Consider the following 20,016-nt stretch of genomic DNA (forward strand, 5'->3'; position numbering starts at 1 on the left):
CAAGTTAAAAATTGTCGATATCGGGAAAGACGGCATCAATGAAAGAGCATGATCTGGTCGTAATTGGTGGGGGCCCGGGAGGTTATGTCGCTGCCATTCGCGCTGCACAGTTGGGCCTGAACGTGGCCTGCATTGAAAAAGAGTCGGCGTTAGGCGGAACCTGTCTCCGCGTGGGCTGTATCCCCAGCAAGGCGATGCTCGAGTCGAGCGAACTCTTTCAGATGGCGAAGAATCATCTGGCCGAGCATGGTGTTTCGATCAATGCAGATTCGGTAAAGCTCGATCTGCCTGCGATGCTGAAGCGTAAGGATGGCATTGTCTCCCAGTTGACCAAAGGGATTGATGGCCTCTTCCGCAAGAACAAAATCACGCGGTATCTGGGACACGGGAAAATTGTCGCGCCAGGTAAAGTCCTGGTGGAAGGTGCACAACCCGAAGAAATCGTCTGCAAGAACATCGTCATTGCCACAGGCAGTAAATCGGCCCCGCTCAAAGGTGTGGAAGTCGATAATGAACGAATTGGCACCAGCACTGAGGCTCTCGCGTTCCCGGAAGTTCCTGGAACGATGGTGGTCATTGGTGCGGGTGTAATTGGCCTGGAGCTGGGTTGCGTCTGGAGCCGGTTGGGTGCCAAAGTGATTGTGCTGGAATACCTCGACCGGATTCTTCCCGGCATGGACAGCGAAATTGCCACTGAAGCTCAGAAGATCTTCACCAAGCAGGGGATTGAGTTCCGCCTGGGGATGAAAGTGACTGGTGCCAAGGTTTCGGGCAAGAAGTGCGTGGTGACTTGTGACGGTGCCGAGCCGATCACCGCCGACCGTGTGCTCCTGGCTGTGGGCCGCATCCCGAACACCGAGAACCTGAATCTCGATGGAGTGCATGTGGCCTACGATAACCGTGGCCGCATTCAGGTCGATCAGCACTTCCAGACGACAATCCCGGGCATTTACGCGATTGGCGACGTGATTGGTGGTGCCATGCTGGCTCACAAAGCCGAAGAGGAAGGGATGGCCGTTGCCGAAGGGATTGTGTGGGGTCATTGCCACGTGAATTACGACGCCATTCCCGCCATCGTCTACACCCATCCTGAGATTGCCAGCGTGGGCAAGACAGAAGACCAGCTCAAGGAAGCCGGCGTGCCCTATAAGAAGGGAAGCTTCCCTTACATGGCCAATGGCCGTGCCAAAGCGATTGCCGCAAATGAGGGCCGCGCCAAAGTTCTGGCACATGCCGAAACCGACCGAGTGCTGGGCGTGCATATCATTGGAGCACATGCTGGCGATCTGATTGCCGAAGCGGCTCTGGCGATCGAATTCGGGGCATCGAGCGAAGATATTGCCCGGACTTCACATGCTCACCCGACACTGGCCGAAATCGTCAAAGAAGCGGCTCTCGCTGTGGATGGACGAGCCATTCACTTTTAACTGCTGAAGCCAGTTTTTGAACATCAAAAGTGACCCGGCAACCCCCATGATTGCCGGGTCACTCTCATTTTCGACGTGAAAAAACTCAATTTGTGGTCTGGAAACGATCATTCTGATAAAATTTGATTCGTTCAGCCTTTCGAAGCTGCAGAACCGCTTGCCCAAGCCATGTGGCTGGTTTACTCTAAGATTCTCACCGATGAGAAGATCGTTCTCACCCACAACCTGCCCCGCGAACCAGATTTTTTCCGAGGATTGCGCCATGAAGACCTTATTCAGATCATTCGCCTGTTTTGCTATCAGTGCCGCAGCCTGCCTGGCCGTGACCACGGGTGCGAATGCAGCCGACTGGGGAACTTTGAGTGGTCAGATTGTGCTGGATGGTGCCGTGCCTGATGCGAAAGTGCTGGTTCGCAAAGGCGATTCCACAGTTCGCGATGCTGCCGTCTGTGCCAAAGAGGATCTGCTGGATCAGAGTCTGGTCGTCGATCCCGCCAGCAAAGGGATTGCGAATGTGGTGATCTATCTCACCAAGGCTCCCAAGTCGATCCATCCCGACCTCAAGGGTGGCAAGACGGCCACTGTCGAGTTTGATAATCAGACTTGTCTGTTTGTTCCTCGCGTGATTGCGGTGCAGACGGGCCAGCCGATCAAGGTGCTGAACACCGATGCTGTCGCCCACAACGTGCACACCTATTCGACAAAGAATACGGCAGTGAACTTTCTCGTTCAGCCAGGGAACAAGACAGGCGTGCCACTGAAGGGCACCGAACAGGAACGAGTTCCTTTCAAGGTGACCTGCGACATTCATCCCTGGATGCTGGGCCACTGGATGGTTTGCGATCACCCTTACTTCGCGGTGACCGGGGCTGATGGCAAGTTCACCATTGAAAACCTCCCAGCCGGTGAAGAAATTGAAGTCCGGATGTGGCAGGAACGCTCGGGCTATGTGCAAAAGCCTGCAAAAATGACTCTCAAGGCTGGTGCGAACGACCTCGGTGCAATCAAGGTTCCTGTGGCCAGCTTCAATAAGTAGGCTGAAACAGAATCTCGCAATTTATCACTGCGCCTTGAAGGTTCGTGCCTTCAAGGCGTTTTGCTGCGCGAGGAGGGTTGCGGGTTATTGGTTGGAAAGACTTGGGAATCGCTGTCCAACCAACAACTTTCAACCAACAACTCCCCTCCCACACGGTTCTCCGGCGTTGATTCCACAGCAGCGCACTCGACTCGCAAAGGCTCGCCATGTCGGATGAATTGACATTCATGATGGGGCAGTTTCCGGCCCGGATACCAACCGACCGAAACTATGTCGCCACACACTTCTGGCTGCAGGCCATCGAGCCCAGGGTTTATCGTGTCGGATTTACAGCGTATGCCGTCCGACTCCTGCAGGACGTCTACTTTCTCGACTGGTCCATCAGTGATGGGGCGATGGTTGGCAAAAAAGCCGAGATCGGCGAGATCGAGAGTTCCAAAGCCCTGAGTACCATGTACTCGGCAGAAGCGGGCGAGATTGTGCGAATCAACCCCATCGTCGCGGCTGATCCCAGTGCCATCAACGCCGATGCTTATGGAGAAGGCTGGCTCTATGAACTGCGAACTGACTCCAGCTTATTGAGTGCTGCCGAATACATGGATGTTCTCGCTGCAAGTTGGGAAAAAACGCAGGCCATCATCAAAGGGCAGATGAATCAGTGATCCCGCGTCTGCCCTGTCAGTCCTGGATGAAACGAATTGGTGACAGAAAAGGACAGGGCGTCGATTTGCCATTAGTGGCAGGGTTCGACATGATCAATGAGTCGAAAACATCCGGGTGCCGAGAGCCTTCTCAACACCTCCATGATGTCAGAGCCAACCGACCATTCTTGTAAAATTTGTCAGATCTCAACCGTGAGGCAGCCGAACGATCGGGCTGTGCACACGATCTTGATGGCCAGAAAGTCGCATGTCGGAGAAGTGATATGGCTTCAGGAAAACTGACAGTCGTGATCTCACAGGCACCGGGCAAAAACCCGGTCAAACGAGCCCTGGAAGAAGACATCGCTGTCCAGCTCATGCTGGGTGGTCAGGTCGATGTCTCTGTCATTCCTCACCTGTATGATCTCCCTGCGGATCATACGGGACTCATGTTTCTGCGATCGCTCCCGGGCCACTTTGTGATTCTTTCGTGGCTTTATCCACGAGCTGCCCACTGGGTTCTGGATCGTCAGAAAATTGGGGGACGACTGGGGAGGACCCGTCTTGTTGATGAAGACGAGGACGAAGCGGAAACCGATGACGACTCGGTCGCGATTCTGGCGGAAATGAATGGCGCCCATGCCGAAACGGCCAGTGAAACTCATGGAAAGACTTCTCGCACCATCTGGTCTATCGACCTGAGAGTCCGGTCAGATGCTGCCGCCTATGTGGAAGAGATTCAGCGGATTGCCGCCGAGATCGCTGTCCCTGTGGTTTCATTGGGATTGTCCTTCCCTTCGAAATCAACACCTCCGCAAGCACCTTCAACGTTACCTGTCATCTCTCCACCAACGCCCATCGCGGAGATTGGAGCGGCCAGTGGTGCGAACACGTCTGGCTCAGTTCAACAGATTGGAACTGAAGAGCTGACGAAGCGGCGCTGGTATCCCGTGATTGATTACAGCCGCTGTACCAACTGCATGGAGTGCATCGACTTTTGCCTCTTTGGTGTTTACGGCGTGGATGCGCTCGACCGGATTCTCGTTGAGCAGCAGGATAGCTGCAAAAAAGGTTGCCCGGCCTGCAGCAGAGTTTGCCCCGCCAATGCGATTATCTTTCCTGAGCACAAAACAGCGGCGATCGCCGGTGCTGACGGTGACGGCCCCGCCGCTTTCAAAGTTGATCTGTCGAAGCTCTTTGGCGGTGGGAACGATTCCGCCGAATCGGCCCTTGAAATGGCGGTCAAAGAGCGCGACCAGGAACTTGTTGCCGATGGTCGAGAAGCGGTCGGTATGAAGGTGGGCATCCCCAAGCGGCAGGAAGGAAAAGCCCAGTCTCCACGCGACAATCTCGACGACCTCCTCGACAGCCTCGACAGTTTTTAACTCGATGGTTTTTAATCCGGCTCGTACTCATGTGGCGGCGCAGAAAAGTCACTGAGACTCGATGATCAACGAACAAAAACTCCCAGCCATCTGTCGATGACTGGGAGTGATGATGTGGATCCTGATGCCGACTCAAGTCCTAAAAATGCATGTTTGTGACGGCATTACTTCTGATCAATTTCCTGCATGAGACTTTTCGCCATCTGCAGATGTTTTTCAGTCGTGGCCTTCGCTTCTGTCACATACTGTTGAAGTTCGCCGGTTGTGTGCTTTTCCAGGGCCTGGAGTTGGGCCAGCATATGCATGTGCATCCCCGCCTGAATCCCGAGAAATGCCTGATCGACCTGCTGATGTTCTTTAGCCTCTATTAACTCATTCACCGCCAGATCGAGAGATTCCTGAGTGGCGTCCTGCTGAATCTGCAACACAACGTCGTTTTCAGTGGATTTTCCCACATACTGCGGCTGCAGCATAACGCGTCCGCGATACCCCACGACCTGCCGACCAGATAACGGCACTTCCGGTGTCAGTTCCACATTAACTCCCGTGGCACGCTCAAGCTGACGCTCGGCTCTTTCGACCTGACGTTCAGCCCGCCTCTGTGCTGATGTGGAAGGTGCTGGTGTGGAAGGTGCTGTCGTCGCAGGTGCTGTTGTCGTCACCACTTCTGTGGCAGTAAAGGTCGCCGGTCGGGAAGTCTCCTGTTGAGCAGACTGCTGGATCTTCAAAGCCCGCAGTTGATTAAGTGACTGTTGGTGGCTCGCCACGAGTTGTGCCGCAAACTTTTTGACTTTCTCATTCTGGAGTTCATTCTGAGAGAATCGACTCAGTTCAACCTCTTCCTGATTTTTGAGAATCAGGCAGTTCACGAGATGTGATTCCAGATGGGCAGCCTGAGCTGGGACCGCCTGCGGACTGGCAGCGCGTGGGGCTGTGACGGCCTGTCCTTGTACACCTGGAGTATAAACGGCTCCAGGTAAAGGATCGACGCGATTCGGATTCACTTGAGCGCTGTTCGGTGGAGTTGTTGTGGTCCTGACCTTCACATTGCCAATCGGAGTTTCAATCTGGGTTTCGTTGCCTGCGGGGGGAACTGCCTCAGCAGGATCATTTCCTGGTGGTGTCTGTGCAAATACGGTCGTTGCCAGACCAAGGCTAAGACCTGTCGAAAGCCACATTTTCGAAAGCTGCATTTTGAACCTCCAGTGATCAATGAGCGAATAACTCAACTCACCTCGATGCGGCAATCTCCGAGCAATGGAGATCATCTGCTGCACGAAGCCAGTTCTCTGAAAGTTTTGAATGCAACCAGTGTGCCACAGGCCGTTTTCATCGCGTCAGGACATCCTGGAAATCTTCCATTCCCATCGCGATCAGCGCGCAAAACAACATAATCAGGATGTCGTGGCAGCACGTAATCCGTTATGCCTGATCGATTTTTGCTCGCTTTCAAAGGAAACATTTTGAGACACTGATGTTCTCATCAGTCGACGAGACAACGATCCATCTGCTTGCCCAACGAACAGCGACTTTGAAACTTCATCGCACTCAGCGAACGTCTGGCGATCAAACTGCCGGGATGACCAACCCGACTTCCCTACGAACATGCGACTGATGGGCTACTCAGGCAGCATGAGGTCGGCATAGTTCAGGATTCCGGTCCAGAACTCTTTCGTCAGTGTGTGCTTTTCTGGCAGCCGCAATTGCAGCAGTTCGCCCACTTTGCCAGGTTGAATCTCTGTGACCGAAGTGATCAACCCCGATCCAACCAGGCCGGTTTTCCCGAGCAGCTTCCAGACGGGGTTCACCGCCTGAAGTGTTTCCAGAGAGCGCGGGAAGTTGGCCCACGCGTCCTGATCGCCTTCGGTATCGAGCAGTAATCGTGGCGCCACGAGTGATGCCACTGCATGCTGATCGAAAGGAATCCGTGGCTCGTTGCCGCCAAATTTCTTGAACTCGCCACAGAACCAATGGGGGAACACACGGTTGATTCGTTCAACAGTCTCCTGATTGTTCTCCCGGCTCAAAGCCATGCCGCCCGTTCCCGATTGATGGGGCACCACCAGGGCGATTCGTTCATCCATGGCAGCAGCAAACAGGACGGTTTTCCCTCGGCGGGAATGGCCCAGTAGACAAATACGCCAGGGATCAAGCTGTGGTTCCTGAGCCAGTTGATCGACGCAACGCAGCAGCCCCCAGGCCCACAGGGCAATTGTGGCAGGTTGTGAGCCTGCGGGAACCTGGTTGCTCTTCAGGTAAGGAAACAGGCCATCGTTCCACTCATTCTTGTCGGCTTTCGTATCACTTTCATGGTACGTTGCCAAGGCATAACCGCGGTCGATCACCTGTTCGACACACCAGAAATCGGCCTGTCCACCACGCTGCCCGATCCACTCTTTCTTCGAGCAAAAGCGATCGGTATGAATCGTCGTGTGCGGATCTGTCGTGACGTTGGCGTTGCCACAATAGTTCAGCGTGAGGAAGACCGGGATCTTTCCGGCCGGGTGGCGATTGGGTATCCAGAGTGCCAGGCGGATCTCAGGGGCCTCGGGAGGAAGCTGAGTGAATTTGAGACGGATCTCTTTGAGCGTGGCCTTGCCAGCCAGAGCATCGGGAACCGTTTTCGTGACAGTTGCCGTGAAGGGCTGAGGGGCTGGAAGATACCCGAACATCTCACGCTGGATAAGTTCCTGGAGTTCTGGCCGCCGCCGCTTCATCCAGTCCTCGGGTGTTTTGACTGGCGAGCCATTTTGCAGCTTTAAAAGTTCGGGAAGTGCTGTCGATTCGGGATATGCATCCCAGTTGATCGCGGGAGTCCCTGGGGAAGCCTCGGAAGTGCCAACCTGAGAATTTGTGGACAAGAGTTCCGCACTTTCTACCGCTGTCGCCAGCAGACACAGCCACAAGATGGGAACAATCGTGTTCTTCAAATTGAGCTTTATCGAAACTAAGTTCTTCATCGTGGGCCTCATGTCAGCAAGGAAGTCAATCGCGATGGGTACTGTCCGGAATCGTGACTGAAGTTTGCCAAATTCAAGACGACGGCGAAAGAAGGCACCCTCGAAAGCGGTGCGATCAGAAAATCAGGCTGCGGCATGCTCTTGGGATGTTTGTGAAAACCTTTGCTGACGCGGCGATCAATGCAAAAAACTGCGACGAACATTCCCTGCAATTTGTCCTCGTGAAGTGGTTGAGAGTAGCGAAACGACGCAGAATGGAGCAAACTTTCGTGCACAAGATCATTGTTGAAATCAGCCATCCGAGGCAGTCTGGCTGAGAGACAATGATGGCAGACGAATTTGTTTGACCACCTTTCAGGGAACTGCGGGCTCAATATGCTTCGATGGCGGCTGGCCATGTCTGCCGTGCTGATTCCACTCTTGGCGGGGATCTTCGCACTCGATCATTCCTTCGGGAGCTCAGCACCTATTCTGCTGGTGTTTGGATGCGTGCTGGCCTATCGCGGGGCCGATGAACTGTGCGATCTTCTGCATACTCGAAACTTTACACCCCATCGATTCACTGTGTGTGCACTGAGCATGCTGGTGACATCAGCTGCCTGGTTTGGTCGATCGAGGATCTTTCCCATCGATGTACCTGATGATGGCAATACGCTGGCGCAGGTCATGCTGGCTTATTCGTTATCCATTTTGATCATGTTCTTTGTCTCCGCATATCGGTATCGCGAGCCGGGCAAGAGTATGGAAACGCTGGGTGCTGAGCTGATGATTGTCAGTTATGTCGGTGTGCTCCTAGGGGTCTGTGCCCAATTGCGTTGGGTGGCAGGTGCTGAGGCCGGTTATCTGGTCATGGCCTCACTGGTCATTGTGACGAAAGCCGGCGATGCAGGTGCGTATACACTGGGCCGGCTGTTCGGGCGCAGAAAGCTGGTACCGTTGCTTTCTCCAGGCAAGACGTATGCCGGCGCGGGTGGTGCCCTCCTGGGTTCGGCACTGGGGGCCTACCTGTGGCTCACCTTTGCGACACCATTTTTTAACGCGACATGGCAGCCGCCGGAATGGTACTGGACTGTCCTCTATGGTGTGATTATTGGCATTGTCGGTCTGATTGGAGATCTCTGCGAATCGCTGATCAAACGGGATGTTGGCAAGAAAGATTCCGCAGGTCTGCTCCCCGGATTTGGCGGCTTACTCGACTTGCTGGACAGCATTATTTACTCCGCACCAGTGGCCTACATTCTGTGGAAGGCCATCCCACTGGCGACCTGGAAAATCCCCGGAGCCTGATGAGTTGTGAACCATCAAGCATCGTGCATGCTCTGCAGGGCACACGCATGGCGCGGCTACTTTTTGTCGTGGAAAGTCACGACAACCCGGTGACATTTCGTTGGGCACGAGTTGGCCGGGCTACGCTGAGGGGGCAGCGATCTGTGTGCCATGCTTGCAGCTCTGGGCAAGCATGTGTTCGCAACCGGCAACTCGCAATTGCTTCCTGGGAAGTTGTATGACTTCCAGGATGCGATTACAACTGGCTCAGGAACTCAAACGATTCCTGCAGTACCTGTGGGGCCATGTAAGAGTGCCTGCTCAGTTCCACATGCAGGCCGCCCTGATACGAGATATCGCGAAAGGCCTGCATGACGGCGGCGAAATCGATTTCACCTTCTCCAAAACGCAAGTGCTCATGCACACCACGCCGCATGTCTTCAAGGTGGACATTCACGATCCGCGGGCCCCATTCCAATAGATGCGGGATGACCAGCAGTTCGGTCTGCCGCCGACGGAGTGAGCAGGTCTCGGCAGTATGATTCGGGCTCAATTCATTTGCTTTTGATGATTCGGGGTTTGAATGGGATTTCGCATGCATCACAGGCTTCTCCACGCAATACAGATGCCCGACATCGATTGTTAAATCGAGATTTGGCTGCCCGACCCGCTCATCCAGTTCGCGAAAGTCGGCCATCGTTTCGATAAACATGCCGGGTTCGGGTTCAAATCCGAGCTTGATCCCATAATGGGCTGCATGCTGGCAGACTTCGCGAACTCCCTCCGCGAGGATCTCCATCGTCTTCTCGCGCGGCCAGGGTTCTCGAAGGATTCCCGACCAGAACGAGACGCAGTCGGCCTCAAGGTCATCGGCGAGGTGAATCGCCCGCTTCAAAAAATCAATGCGTCGCTGGCGGGCCCTGGCATCACCGCTGATGAGTGTCGGCTCATGCTTTTTGAGAGGATCCAGAAGGAACCGCGCACCGGTTTCAATCACACACGAAAGGCCGAGCTTCTTGAGTGCCCGCTGATATCGCTCGAGCTGCCGGGGAAAATCGACAGCAAAAGGATCCAGACAGTGATGATCGACCGTAATCGCCACGGAGCGATAACCCGCTTTGGCAATGAGTTCCAATGCGTCTTCCCAGCGGTGATCACTCAGCCCGTTCGTGTTATAACCCAGCTTCATCAGGAGGCTCATTTCGAGAGTTGGTGACTGCTGAAAATCTCACTCAGCAGCCATTTGTATGGCTGTACTGCATCACTTCATGCTCATCACAGATCGAATCAGCAGTTGTGACGCACCTCAGCCAGATCGGCAAGAGGAGTCGGTCCGTATTCCGAGAAGACTTGGCCACCAGCTTACGACTGACTCGATCGGAATCACCCGGACCAGGAGCCTCTTCGCGTAGAAACATTCCACGGGCAGCCTGATCAAGCAGTGGATCGGCAGCCCGCATGATCTTCCATTCCTGCTGGACGACAAACACGACGATCACTGTGCCAATCACAATCATCCCCAGAAGCACGACCAGTACCCAATCCCTGCGAACGGTCGCCTGCTCGGGATGGCCAATCGGGTACAGCACTGTGATCGATTGCCCGATTTTGTGAGCCGGTGGCCGGAAAGCCATCACGTCTTCCATCTCATGCACACCGTCTTCCGTCTCAAACTGGAAGACACTTTTTGTCATGAGATCGCCTTCGCCGTCCCGATGAGTCAATTGCCGCACGACGGTCGCATCGACGGAGACTTGCGACATCCGCTTCAACAACTGATGAATCAGCGAAATGACTCCCACGCAGGCGATCAATGCAGGTATGCCCAGCTTGAGCGCCAGTATCCAATCCCAGTTCAGGCCCAGAAACGGCATGATTTGATCTCCCTGCGGAATGGCCTCAGCCGCCAATCGAATGCATGGGTCTGGCTGGCTGAATAAATCGTGCGGTATTGATCTCGTGTCCTTCCTTTTTGTGAGCTACCGATTCTCGAATGGCGTCAGCGATCAATCTCTGCCGGTGATCGACTGATTCTTCGGAACGCAGGAGCGATTTCAAATCGGTTTCTTCGAGGCTGAACAGACAATTGCGCAACTTGCCGTCGGCTGTCAGCCGGAGTCGATTGCAGCGATTGCAGAAAGGCTCGCTGACAGAAGCAATAAACCCGATCTGACCTTGTCCGTTGGCAAACGTATAGTCGGTGGCTGGTGCTTCGCGAGAACTCGTTGATTCGGGAGTTAACGGCCCGAAGTGTTCGATCAGTGCCTGCCGGATCTCACTGGCGAACAGCACCTTCTCCCGCTCCCACTGATTTTCAGCATCCAGCGGCATGTACTCAATGAAACGGACATCAATTCCGGTCTGCAGTGCGAATTCACCAAAAGGGATGATCTGCTTTTCAGTGAGTCCGCGAACCGCGACCGCATTGATCTTGATGGGATCCAGCCCCACGCGTTGAGCTGCTTCAATCCCGCGCAGGACGGCTTCTAAACCCTCCCTGCGGGCAAACTCGCGAAAGGAGGCTTCATCGAGGGCATCCAGGCTGATATTGATTCGTGACAGTCCCGCTTCTTGAAGAGCCTGTGCCTGATCGGCCAATAGAATGCCATTTGTGGTCAGGCCAATATCCACCAGTCCGTCAATCGCTTTCAGCGACCGGATCAGTACCGGAAGATCCTGCCTCACCAGTGGCTCGCCACCTGTCAGACGGACTCGATCAATCCCGAGGGAAACAAAGATTTTCACCAGTTCGGTGATTTCTTCGTAAGTGAGCAGATGCTTTCGTGGCAGATACTGCACTGGCCCTTCGGGCATACAGTAAAAGCAACGGATGTTGCAGCGATCCGTTACACTGATGCGCAGGTTATTGTGCGTGCGTCCAAAAGAATCGACGAGTGTCATGGTGCTCACTTCTCTCTGACACCAGTCTACTCGGGAACGTCACCGTTCGCATCTGCAGGAATGATTACTCAAATCGAATGAGGCCAATCGGCACATTGGCCGAAGAATTGGTGGACGATGAATCGGTCGTCGCGGGGGGCCAGTGACGGGTTTCAATGGCTGGCAGAATTCGCATCGCTTTGGCAGCAAACACGTGGTTCGTTGCCGGAGCCTGCGCAGCCAGTTCGCTCCAGGCAATGGCGGCTTCGAATCTCCAGCCTTCCGCATCGCCATCGACCGCCACAAACCATGTCGGATTCCAGCGCACCCGCTCCCAGCAACTCTCACTCACCGCACCGGTTTCGGAAATCTCAAAGTGATACGCCGAGACATAATCGCGGTCGATATCCAGCGAAATTCTCACTCGGTCGAGTTCTTCTAAAGGAGCATCATACGTCCGGCCACTCGTCTCGACCGGGTTCGACCGATGTCCGGGATGTCGATGACATTTCCCCGCCAGATAAAGAAATTCCCGATCGTGAGCCATCATCACAAAGTCGCGGGGTTGATCAGCCAGTTCCAGGTTTGATAACCCGGGCTTCTGTAATCGCAGATCCTTGGCCACTTGCCAGCAATCATCGGAAAGAAGTCCATCCAGCACGGGCTTCGTCGATGCATATTGAGAAGTCGCAATCGTTCCCGGCGATGCTCCCGTCGCCGCCGTGATCCACATCTCCATGGCAGCGATCTGATGAATCGGATCTGTCGAGATAGTGGCAGCAGCTTCTGCACTCTGGGCCTGCTGGCGAATCAGCAGCGAGCGATAAATGCTGTCGGCTTCACCAAAGGATCCTCGATGTCTTTTCAGTGCCGCAAGTGGAAACTGAACCTCGCTGGATTGAAACACCCTCGGTTCCTGCAGCTCCAGCATTGCCAGAAGTTCTGCAGCTCGTTTTTGTCGTCCTTTGAGCTGATCGCTCTGATAATCTCCCCGTCCCGACTGGATTCGACCTTCTGCCCGAGCCTGCACTATCGGCGATCGATCCCGTGAACCATACGAACCATCATCATTCGCGAGTTCTTCACCGTTGGCACCCACCCGGCGAATCGTGGGCCTTGTATCGGCTGTCACCACACTGGCCAGAGAACCTTCTTTTCGCGAGAGCTGGTACATCATTTCGCCACTCGTCCAGTAAGCGACCAGCCATCGCAATGCCGAGGTCCCTTCGGGCGAAGTGGGATACCTGCGAATCAATTCGAGTTGAGTCTGTTCGAGCAGGTCGTATTGATCATGCTGTCGATAATCGCGAGCTAACTGTGCCAGAAATGCGGCTCCCTGAGCCGGATCAAGACCAGCAAGGATGGGCCCCACCTGTGCCAGCATCTGGCCCGCCACACGGGGATCACCCAGTTGCTGGCCAGTAAACGACTCGACATTCCGCAGCTTGGCGGCTGCCTTCATACGCTCGGCCAGAATCTGATCATCCACAGGGAGTAAGCCTCGACGAGCCGCCGTCCCGGGTGAGATCGACAGCCCCGCGAACAGATCCTGCGAAGCCTGCGCACTGACTGCCGGCAATGAACCAATACCGCCGACAAGCTGAGCCGGGTCAAGTCGTCGATAAGCCTCGCGCTGCTGGAGACCTTGCCTTTGAATCTGTAACAGTCCATCGGCTCTCGCCGCTGCGGTTTTGACGGAGACACCCGTTCGCGGCAAAAACTCAAAGCCTTCGATTTGAGCATCACCCACACTGCCATCCGGCAATCGCAGAAGCACCCGCGAGACGGACCACGGTGCCAGCCCGACAACTTCCTGTTGCTCGAACAATCTCGTCGCATCGGCCGCTAAAGGAATGGCCCGGCACATCGCTGCAAACAGTAACTGGGCGACCGCATCATCAGCCGCTGGCTGATCCAGCATCACGACGTCGGGCCGCCAGGTTCGCAGATGACGCACAATCTGCCCCAGCAACATCTCGGGCAGCTTGTTTTCTGTCTTAAGCATCCAGTCGCGAAAGAGAGCCTCGCGATTGTGCTGCATCCCTGGTGTTGAAAGTGGGAAGGCCCAGCATTCTTCCAGTGCATTACCACCCGCCAGCAGCACGCCGGCCCGCCGGAGTTCTTCATGACTGGCACTGTGAATCAGCCCCTCTTCATGCTCCAGTTTCGCATCGAGGCCTGCCGAAAGCAGAATCACACTCGATCGATACCCTTGCTCTCCACTGGCTTTCGCCAACGCCCATGAAGAAATGCGTTCGGTGCGAGCGGGCATGATCGTCAGAGCGGCTCTGCGACCACCACCTCGCAAGGCCTTCCATGTTTTGCCCGAATCGGTTGTCTTAAGAATTAACCCCAAATGACCAACGGCATAGCCCGTAGCCGCATGATCCAACTGATCGGCTGTCGTTGGCACAAAACGGACGGCCTCTAATGGAGCCGTCTCGCCTGTGCTGATGTTCTCCCACGTCTGGCCAGCATTCGGGGAATGCCAGATCACCGAGCCGGGAGAGCCCACGATCCAGACATGCTCACCCAGACCATGCACTCCCCGGAAGTCCATTAACTTGCGAGTTGCCGGTGGAAACTCGCCCCGAGGAAGGTCCCAGACAATCCCACCATTCGTGGTTGTCAAGACGGTGGCACCATCACCGACCAGCCAGCCGCGTTCATCTTTTGTTACGAAAGCACTGCGAAGTGTTCGCAAGCTGCCGCCCGGCATTTTGGAAGGCAAAAGCTGCTCATCACCGACGAGTGAAATCTTCAGATCACTCCCCGCCACCAGCCCCATTTCCGGGCTGAACCAGGCGGCCGTTTTCCAGTGGCCCTGCCTTTGACCAGCTAACCGGTGCCAGGTGGTTCCGCCATCGACAGTCCGCATCACGCCCGTGGGGACATCATCGTCAGCAGCGACAACGACTGCGGCCTGATCCATATCAAAAAACTGCACATGCTGCACAGGCGGAAGCTGACCAGCCCCCAGTTCCTGCCAAGTCATGCCGCCATCTGTGGTCGAAAGCAGAACCCCTTGCAGATGATGATCGGAAGGTTCACCCACACATCCACCAACCCAGCCAATCTGGTCTGTCACGAACTGGGCACACTTCAAATGGATCAGCCTGGGTGAACCCGTTCCCTGGGCATGCGAACTCTGAGCCAGTGAAAACCGCCACGTGGCTCCGGCATCGTTCGAGATCCAGACGACGCCACGATCACCCACCACGAAGATATGCTTTTTACCTACAGTGCAGACCGCCCGTAACGTCGCATCATCCTGTAATGGAGTCGCTGCCGAGTGTACCGGCTCACTCGCCAGAAGAGATTTTGACGACATTGTCAGGGAAAGGCTCATCCCGACAATCGCCACGCACCAGCCAATGACAATGCGGGTCAATGGCCCGTGGAAAATCGAAGGTTGATTATGGAATGCAGGCAAACGAACAGACTTCATGTCGGCATGTCCTGTATCGGCATGCTGGCGAATTCACTCTTCGAAAGAGGAATCCGGCATAGCGTACCCCAAGTCGTGTTCAGTTCATAAAGAGGCCCGGCCGGTTTCATCGCTCGATGCGAATTCTTCAGTGGCGAAGGGGTCTTCAAAGTCTTCCTTGGCTTTCTTTCTGGTCGAGGCGGTCTTGGCGGGAGGACGAGCTGCACCATACTCGCCCGACATCTGACCGGGCATTTGAGGATTCATGCCACTCGAAACCTGCATGCCATACTGCATATTGCCTGGACGATTGGCCTGGGCTGAACGTGTCGCCTCGGCTGAACGTGTCGCCTGAGCCGAACGCGCGTAGGCGTTATCAACGGGCGGGTACGCCCCCATCGGTGGATAGCCCGGCTGCATGGCTGCCTGCTGTGAGGCGTTGGCTTTACGAGAACTTCGAGCGGAGCCTTTATGCGACTCTCCACAAGAAAACTCATCGGGCCGGGTAGAGCTGAGAAATGGATCCTGCATGCTCTTCGTCATTGTCGAGCAACCGACCAGCCAGGCAAAAGCGACTGCCAGCATCAGCCATTTGACGCTCCAAATCACGAGCGGATGAGTGTTGACCTTGGTGATCATGGCTGGCCTTTCGATGCAGACGATTCGTTGTTAGTGGCGGAAGGCGGGGCTGATTCTGTGGCTTGTCCAGCGGCTTGAGAACTCTGTCGATCGCGCAAGGCTCGATCACGCAGTACCTCACGGCCGTGATACCTGCGGTTGAACGCATCGGGATCGAAAGCATCCGGACGATGTTGGCGGGGTGTCTCTTCCTCGACGGAACCTGAACCTTTTGCTGCATCAGCATCGCGACCCGGATGGTTCGGCTGAACTTCATCTGGTGGCGTCTGGCGAACAGGGGGCAGCAGGCCTCCCTCCTGGATCACGCCCGATTTGACTTGCATCTGTCCGGTCGATTCCATGTTTTCGGCGGACTGCGGCCGATTCAATCCGCTTTGAGCATACGCATTCATCTCACTCAGTTTCGGATTGCGTTCGAGAGCATATCGGTACACCCACCGTTCGAGTGTTTCGATCTGCTGTCGGCCTGCCGACCCCTGGAGTGGTGGCTGATTCATTCCGCCATGCATCTGGCGAGTCATCAGGAGAAGCTGGCTTTGTTCGGGTTCACTCAGATTAATCAGGCTTGCCACAGCCGCCAGATTGCGCTCGGCGTACAAGCGATGGCTCCCACCAGAAACGCGTGTGGTACTCAGGCGGAACTCGGACTTTGAAGAGTTTCCGTGGCAACTTCCCAAGCCGCACTTGTTCATCAGAATCGGGTGAACCTTGAGCGAAAACTCGGTCGCAGTCGCGGTTGTTAAGCCACCCAGCGATTCGACATTTCGGGTCTGATAACCCAAAGCGTCTGTTCTGGGTAAGGCTGTCTGCTGGGCCACAGGAGCAGGGTCGAGCATTTCTTCAATGCGCATGAGTAACCGGCGCAAGGCAGTCCGTTCGGGATCGAGCTTTAACGCCAGACGAACCTCGTCGCGGGCTTCTCGATACAAATTCTGCGAGAGGCACCATTCGGCCAGTTGATGATGATCTTCCACGGTCGGATTTCGCTCACCGGGCTTTTTCCGCTGGGCTCGTATCTGCTGATAGGCATCTGCCATGGAACTGGCGACGCACGCCACCTGTTCATCAGGCAGCGAAATCGTGCTGCCGCCTCGCTCGACGGCATATCCGCCAGTCACGGGCCGCACCTGTCCCTCGATGACCTTGCCGGATTTGAGCACCACAAACCTGGCATCGCTGCGCACTTCTTCCGCCAGTGCACTCGCGAGAAGAGTGACTGTCAGAATCGTCATGCCAAAAGCAGGGTGTTGCCAGAGTTTCATAGGAGAGGACAAACAAGGCAGGAGATGAGAAAGGGATTATCAACTCAAAACCAACGATTTCTAACCCGGACGCTCAAGAAATGAGCCAGGGTTCAAATGATCGCCAGTGATTGAGATGTCACAAAATGAATCAGGAAAGGTTGAAAACGAGAGGGAGAGCAAAAACCGGGGAGTGGAACCTGTGAGCAGGTTTATTTTCTATCGATGGAAGTGAATGGAGGTGAGATCAAAGGTCGAAAGAGAGGCAGGAAAACATTGATCAATTGGTGGGAATAGCAGAAGCTGCCCCACCTGGCAAGACGAGTTTCACGGAAGACTGAAGAATTTGAAAGCTCTCCACGCGAAGTGAATCACACTACATATTGGTCTTGGCGTCGCCGGCATCGCCCAACAGGCTCTGCAACGCCATCGTAATGGCTTTATCGTTCGCGTGATCCCGGCTGTAGACGCGGAAGACCGACAGACTCAGTGGCAACTGACGGAAAAGTTCATCATCCGAAAGTTCAGTGATCCCACTGGCCGCTGGATCAAACAGATGATTTTGACCACCGACGGGGAGCCTGCCACTGGGCCGATGATAATGCCGGGCCACATCGATGCGCATTTCGATCGACTTCTTCTCCTCGGGCAACCGGCCGCGCAAGCGCTGCTCGATGAGGTCAGGTTCCGAGAAGATCGACATCCGCTCGGCACTGCTGGTGTAGTACCCCATGGTGCGCTCTGTCGCCATCTTCCAATGGACTTCACGCGAAAGAATCTTCTGCCAGCGCTCGCCCAACTGGCGTGTCGCAGGATCGGTTGATTGGGAGAAGCGATCCACATCGACCAGAAATGATGATTCCGTCAACCGGCGGTAGTTTTCCAACTGACCAATCGGGCTCCCCTGGAACAGGTGAGGCATTGTTTCAGGAAACAGATCTTCCAGTGCCAGATCGATGGCCCGCACCGTGCGATGAAAGTAGACCGTACGAAAGAGGTTGGCACGGGTTTCGATGAAGTTGATCAAAGTGGGCAAGCCACGAATATGAATTGTTAAGCCCTGAGGAGTGAAGAACGAATAGTGGAGCAGCCTGGAGATATCAAACGCCCGCACGTTGTAGCCCGTCATATAGGCATCGCGCAAGACGAAATCCATGTTGTCGACAGTATAGATACCGCTGAACATGGCCCGCAGTTTTTTGAGCCAGTCGGGATGACCTTCGTCATCGGGGGAACCTGGCCTGGGCCGGCGGATCAGCCACGAAATCTGCCGGGGATCGAGTTCTTCCAGGGGCTTGAGTTCGCCTTTCGGATTGCGCCGGATCCCCCGCAACAGTTCTCCGAGTTCCTGCTCGATGATCACGCCCCCCACATCTTCGTGAGTGACACCGAACTGAGCGAGGTAATGATCATCAAAGAAATGGCCAAAGGGCCCATGCCCCACATCGTGCAGCAGGGCCGCCATGCGCAGGAGCGATTCGACATAAGGCCGCGAAGGGACATTGCGGCACGCATCGCACAGTGAATCGTACCAGTAGTCAATGGCGACAGAGGCCAGATGCATGGCACCCATCACATGCTGAAACCGCATGTGCTCCGCGGCTGGAAAAACCCACCAGGCGGTCTGCAACTGATGAATATGCCGGAGCCTCTGCACCCACGGATGATCAATAATATCCTGCTCGGCTGTCTCTCCCGCAGGGAGACCCGCGCGCGAGATGAACGGAATGTATCCGTGAATCGGATCGTGTGAGAGGCTTTCGCTGATGAAGTTTCGCGACATATCAACTGGACTTATCTGGAACGAGTTCTACGAATCGTAAGAGCTTTTGAGACCAATCAACTGGAGTGGTCTGGCTGACATTTCCACAACTACCAGTCGACCGCCAGCATGAGGCAGTTGAGTCCGCTCCCGATCCCGAGAAATGCCACGCGGTCGCCCTTCTTCAGAAAGCCACGCTCTTCCGCCAAGGAAGCGGTCATCGGCAGAGAGACAGTCCCCATGTTCCCGAGAAACGGAAACGTCGGGAAGTCCTTTTCCAGCGGAATTCCCAGCGATTTCAAAACCTGCTCACGATGCCCTTTCCCCACCTGATGACAGATCACTTTGTCAATTTCCTGTGGTTTCAACCCAAAGCGGGCCAGCATCGAAGCCCACGTTTTGACGCCCAGTTCGACCCCATACTTCATGACTGAAATCGAATCGGTCTGCATAAACTGGTGAAAGGCGTGCGAAAGTTTAGCGGGCAAAATCCCACTCACTTTCTGCTGCACCAGTTGCGGCATGAGTGACCCCAGCCTCGTTTGTGTGACGGCACTGGGAAGGACCTGCTCGACCTTGTCTACGGCCGCAGGTAAGAGAGATTCAAAACCCCAGCGGCAGAGTTCGTGATGCTCGGGAGCAGCCAACAAGCTGCCACCCAGCAGTTTATGCCCACGCGTTCTTGAAAAGGAGCCATCGGTGAGAATCACAGCCACGGCCCCACTGCCACCTGTTAACGTGGCCAGTGAGTGAGTCAGATTCTCCATCGTCGGGTCTTCGAGCAACCGCTGGATGGTGAACTCGATAATCTCGCGGGCCGATTCGCAGGAAACAACCATCCCTGCACGAATCTGCCCCAGTTCAATCCGGTTGGCAATATCGATGATCCCATTGAGCACACCCAGGCAGGCATTGCTGAGATCGTAAACCGCCACGTCATCGGAGAGTCGCAGGTTGGCTGCGACGCCACAGGCTGTTGCCGGCTCGAACTGTTCCCGGCAGACACCCGCATAAATCAGTACGCCAAGATCGCGCGTCGAGACATTCGACTGTTCCAATGCCCGTCGGGCCGCTGCCGTCGCTCCGCTGGTGAGTTTATAGCCTTCAGGCCACCAGCGGCGTTCGCTGATCCCCGTCCAGGCTTCGAGCTGCCCGGGGCTTACTTTGAGCTTCTCGTAAACTGGTGCCAGGCGTTCTTCCAGCTCGACCGAGGAAACAACTTCGGGCGCCAGTTCGTAACCAATTGTTTCAATATAGACTTTGGAGTAACGCATATCGATGAAAGGATCCGTTTTCAGGAATCGGAGCCGGTCGTTTCGAATCACCATGAATGAGGATTCAACGCTCGAACC

Annotated in this window: 15 protein-coding genes; 5 read left to right on the forward strand and 10 right to left on the reverse strand. The window is 55.1% G+C overall.

Annotated features, from left to right (window positions below; genetic code table 11):
• Positions 1–38 precede the first annotated feature (38 nt).
• The 4 genes from lpdA (at position 39) to A6X21_RS05585 (ending at position 4,489) form a co-directional block, all read left to right on the forward strand.
• A complete protein-coding gene (gene lpdA, locus A6X21_RS05570) occupies positions 39–1,427 on the forward strand; it encodes a dihydrolipoyl dehydrogenase (RefSeq protein WP_068846629.1) in 1,389 nt (462 codons plus the stop codon).
• A 262-nt stretch (positions 1,428–1,689) separates the two neighbouring features.
• A complete protein-coding gene (locus tag A6X21_RS05575; protein WP_068846630.1) occupies positions 1,690–2,463 on the forward strand; it encodes a cupredoxin domain-containing protein in 774 nt (257 codons plus the stop codon).
• Positions 2,464–2,669: 206 nt separating this feature from the next.
• Positions 2,670–3,125, forward strand: a complete 456-nt coding sequence (locus A6X21_RS05580) for a glycine cleavage system protein H (RefSeq protein ID WP_068846631.1) — start codon at positions 2,670–2,672, stop codon at positions 3,123–3,125.
• A gap of 263 nt (positions 3,126–3,388) precedes the next feature.
• Complete coding sequence (locus A6X21_RS05585) at positions 3,389–4,489, forward strand: 4Fe-4S dicluster domain-containing protein (RefSeq protein ID WP_068846632.1); 1,101 nt, start codon at positions 3,389–3,391, stop codon at positions 4,487–4,489.
• A 164-nt stretch (positions 4,490–4,653) separates the two neighbouring features.
• Here the strand turns inward: A6X21_RS05585 and A6X21_RS05590 are convergent, their stop codons facing one another.
• Positions 4,654–5,682: a hypothetical protein gene (locus A6X21_RS05590; protein WP_131818203.1), complete on the reverse strand. Its 1,029-nt coding sequence runs from the start codon at positions 5,680–5,682 to the stop codon at positions 4,654–4,656.
• A gap of 426 nt (positions 5,683–6,108) precedes the next feature.
• Positions 6,109–7,449, reverse strand: a complete 1,341-nt coding sequence (locus tag A6X21_RS05600) for a glucuronyl esterase domain-containing protein (RefSeq protein ID WP_083233426.1) — start codon at positions 7,447–7,449, stop codon at positions 6,109–6,111.
• Between the two features lie 375 nt (positions 7,450–7,824).
• Between A6X21_RS05600 and A6X21_RS05610 the strand changes: the two genes are divergently transcribed.
• Complete coding sequence (locus tag A6X21_RS05610) at positions 7,825–8,736, forward strand: phosphatidate cytidylyltransferase (protein WP_013111559.1); 912 nt, start codon at positions 7,825–7,827, stop codon at positions 8,734–8,736.
• 235 nt (positions 8,737–8,971) lie between these two features.
• On the opposite strand, the gene A6X21_RS05615 is transcribed toward A6X21_RS05610, so the two are convergent.
• The 8 genes from A6X21_RS05615 to A6X21_RS05650 all read right to left on the reverse strand — a co-directional run bounded on the left by A6X21_RS05615 (position 8,972) and on the right by A6X21_RS05650 (position 19,938).
• The gene (locus A6X21_RS05615; protein WP_068846657.1) at positions 8,972–9,904 is read right to left on the reverse strand and encodes a sugar phosphate isomerase/epimerase family protein; all 933 of its coding nucleotides are present in this window, start codon (positions 9,902–9,904) and stop codon (positions 8,972–8,974) included.
• Positions 9,905–9,947: 43 nt separating this feature from the next.
• Positions 9,948–10,589, reverse strand: a complete 642-nt coding sequence (locus tag A6X21_RS05620) for a DUF3592 domain-containing protein (RefSeq protein WP_068846636.1) — start codon at positions 10,587–10,589, stop codon at positions 9,948–9,950.
• 25 nt (positions 10,590–10,614) lie between these two features.
• Positions 10,615–11,616 carry a GTP 3',8-cyclase MoaA gene (gene moaA / locus A6X21_RS05625; RefSeq protein WP_205847396.1) on the reverse strand — a complete coding sequence of 334 codons (1,002 nt, stop codon included), beginning with the start codon at positions 11,614–11,616 and terminating at the stop codon, positions 10,615–10,617.
• A gap of 64 nt (positions 11,617–11,680) precedes the next feature.
• Positions 11,681–15,043 carry a YCF48-related protein gene (locus A6X21_RS05630; protein ID WP_068846638.1) on the reverse strand — a complete coding sequence of 1,121 codons (3,363 nt, stop codon included), beginning with the start codon at positions 15,041–15,043 and terminating at the stop codon, positions 11,681–11,683.
• An 84-nt stretch (positions 15,044–15,127) separates the two neighbouring features.
• Entirely contained in the window at positions 15,128–15,661 is a 534-nt protein-coding gene (locus A6X21_RS05635; RefSeq protein WP_068846639.1) for a hypothetical protein, read from the reverse strand.
• Complete coding sequence (locus A6X21_RS05640; RefSeq protein WP_165603687.1) at positions 15,658–16,923, reverse strand: hypothetical protein; 1,266 nt, start codon at positions 16,921–16,923, stop codon at positions 15,658–15,660. Before A6X21_RS05640 ends, A6X21_RS05635 begins: the two co-directional genes overlap by 4 nt.
• A 355-nt stretch (positions 16,924–17,278) precedes the next feature.
• Positions 17,279–18,685 carry an HD domain-containing protein gene (locus A6X21_RS05645; protein ID WP_068846641.1) on the reverse strand — a complete coding sequence of 469 codons (1,407 nt, stop codon included), beginning with the start codon at positions 18,683–18,685 and terminating at the stop codon, positions 17,279–17,281.
• An 89-nt stretch (positions 18,686–18,774) separates the two neighbouring features.
• Positions 18,775–19,938, reverse strand: a complete 1,164-nt coding sequence (locus A6X21_RS05650; RefSeq protein ID WP_068846658.1) for a 3-oxoacyl-ACP synthase III — start codon at positions 19,936–19,938, stop codon at positions 18,775–18,777.
• Positions 19,939–20,016: the final 78 nt, after the last annotated feature.

Source organism: Planctopirus hydrillae (genome assembly GCF_001707835.1).
Lineage (GTDB): Bacteria > Planctomycetota > Planctomycetia > Planctomycetales > Planctomycetaceae > Planctopirus > Planctopirus hydrillae.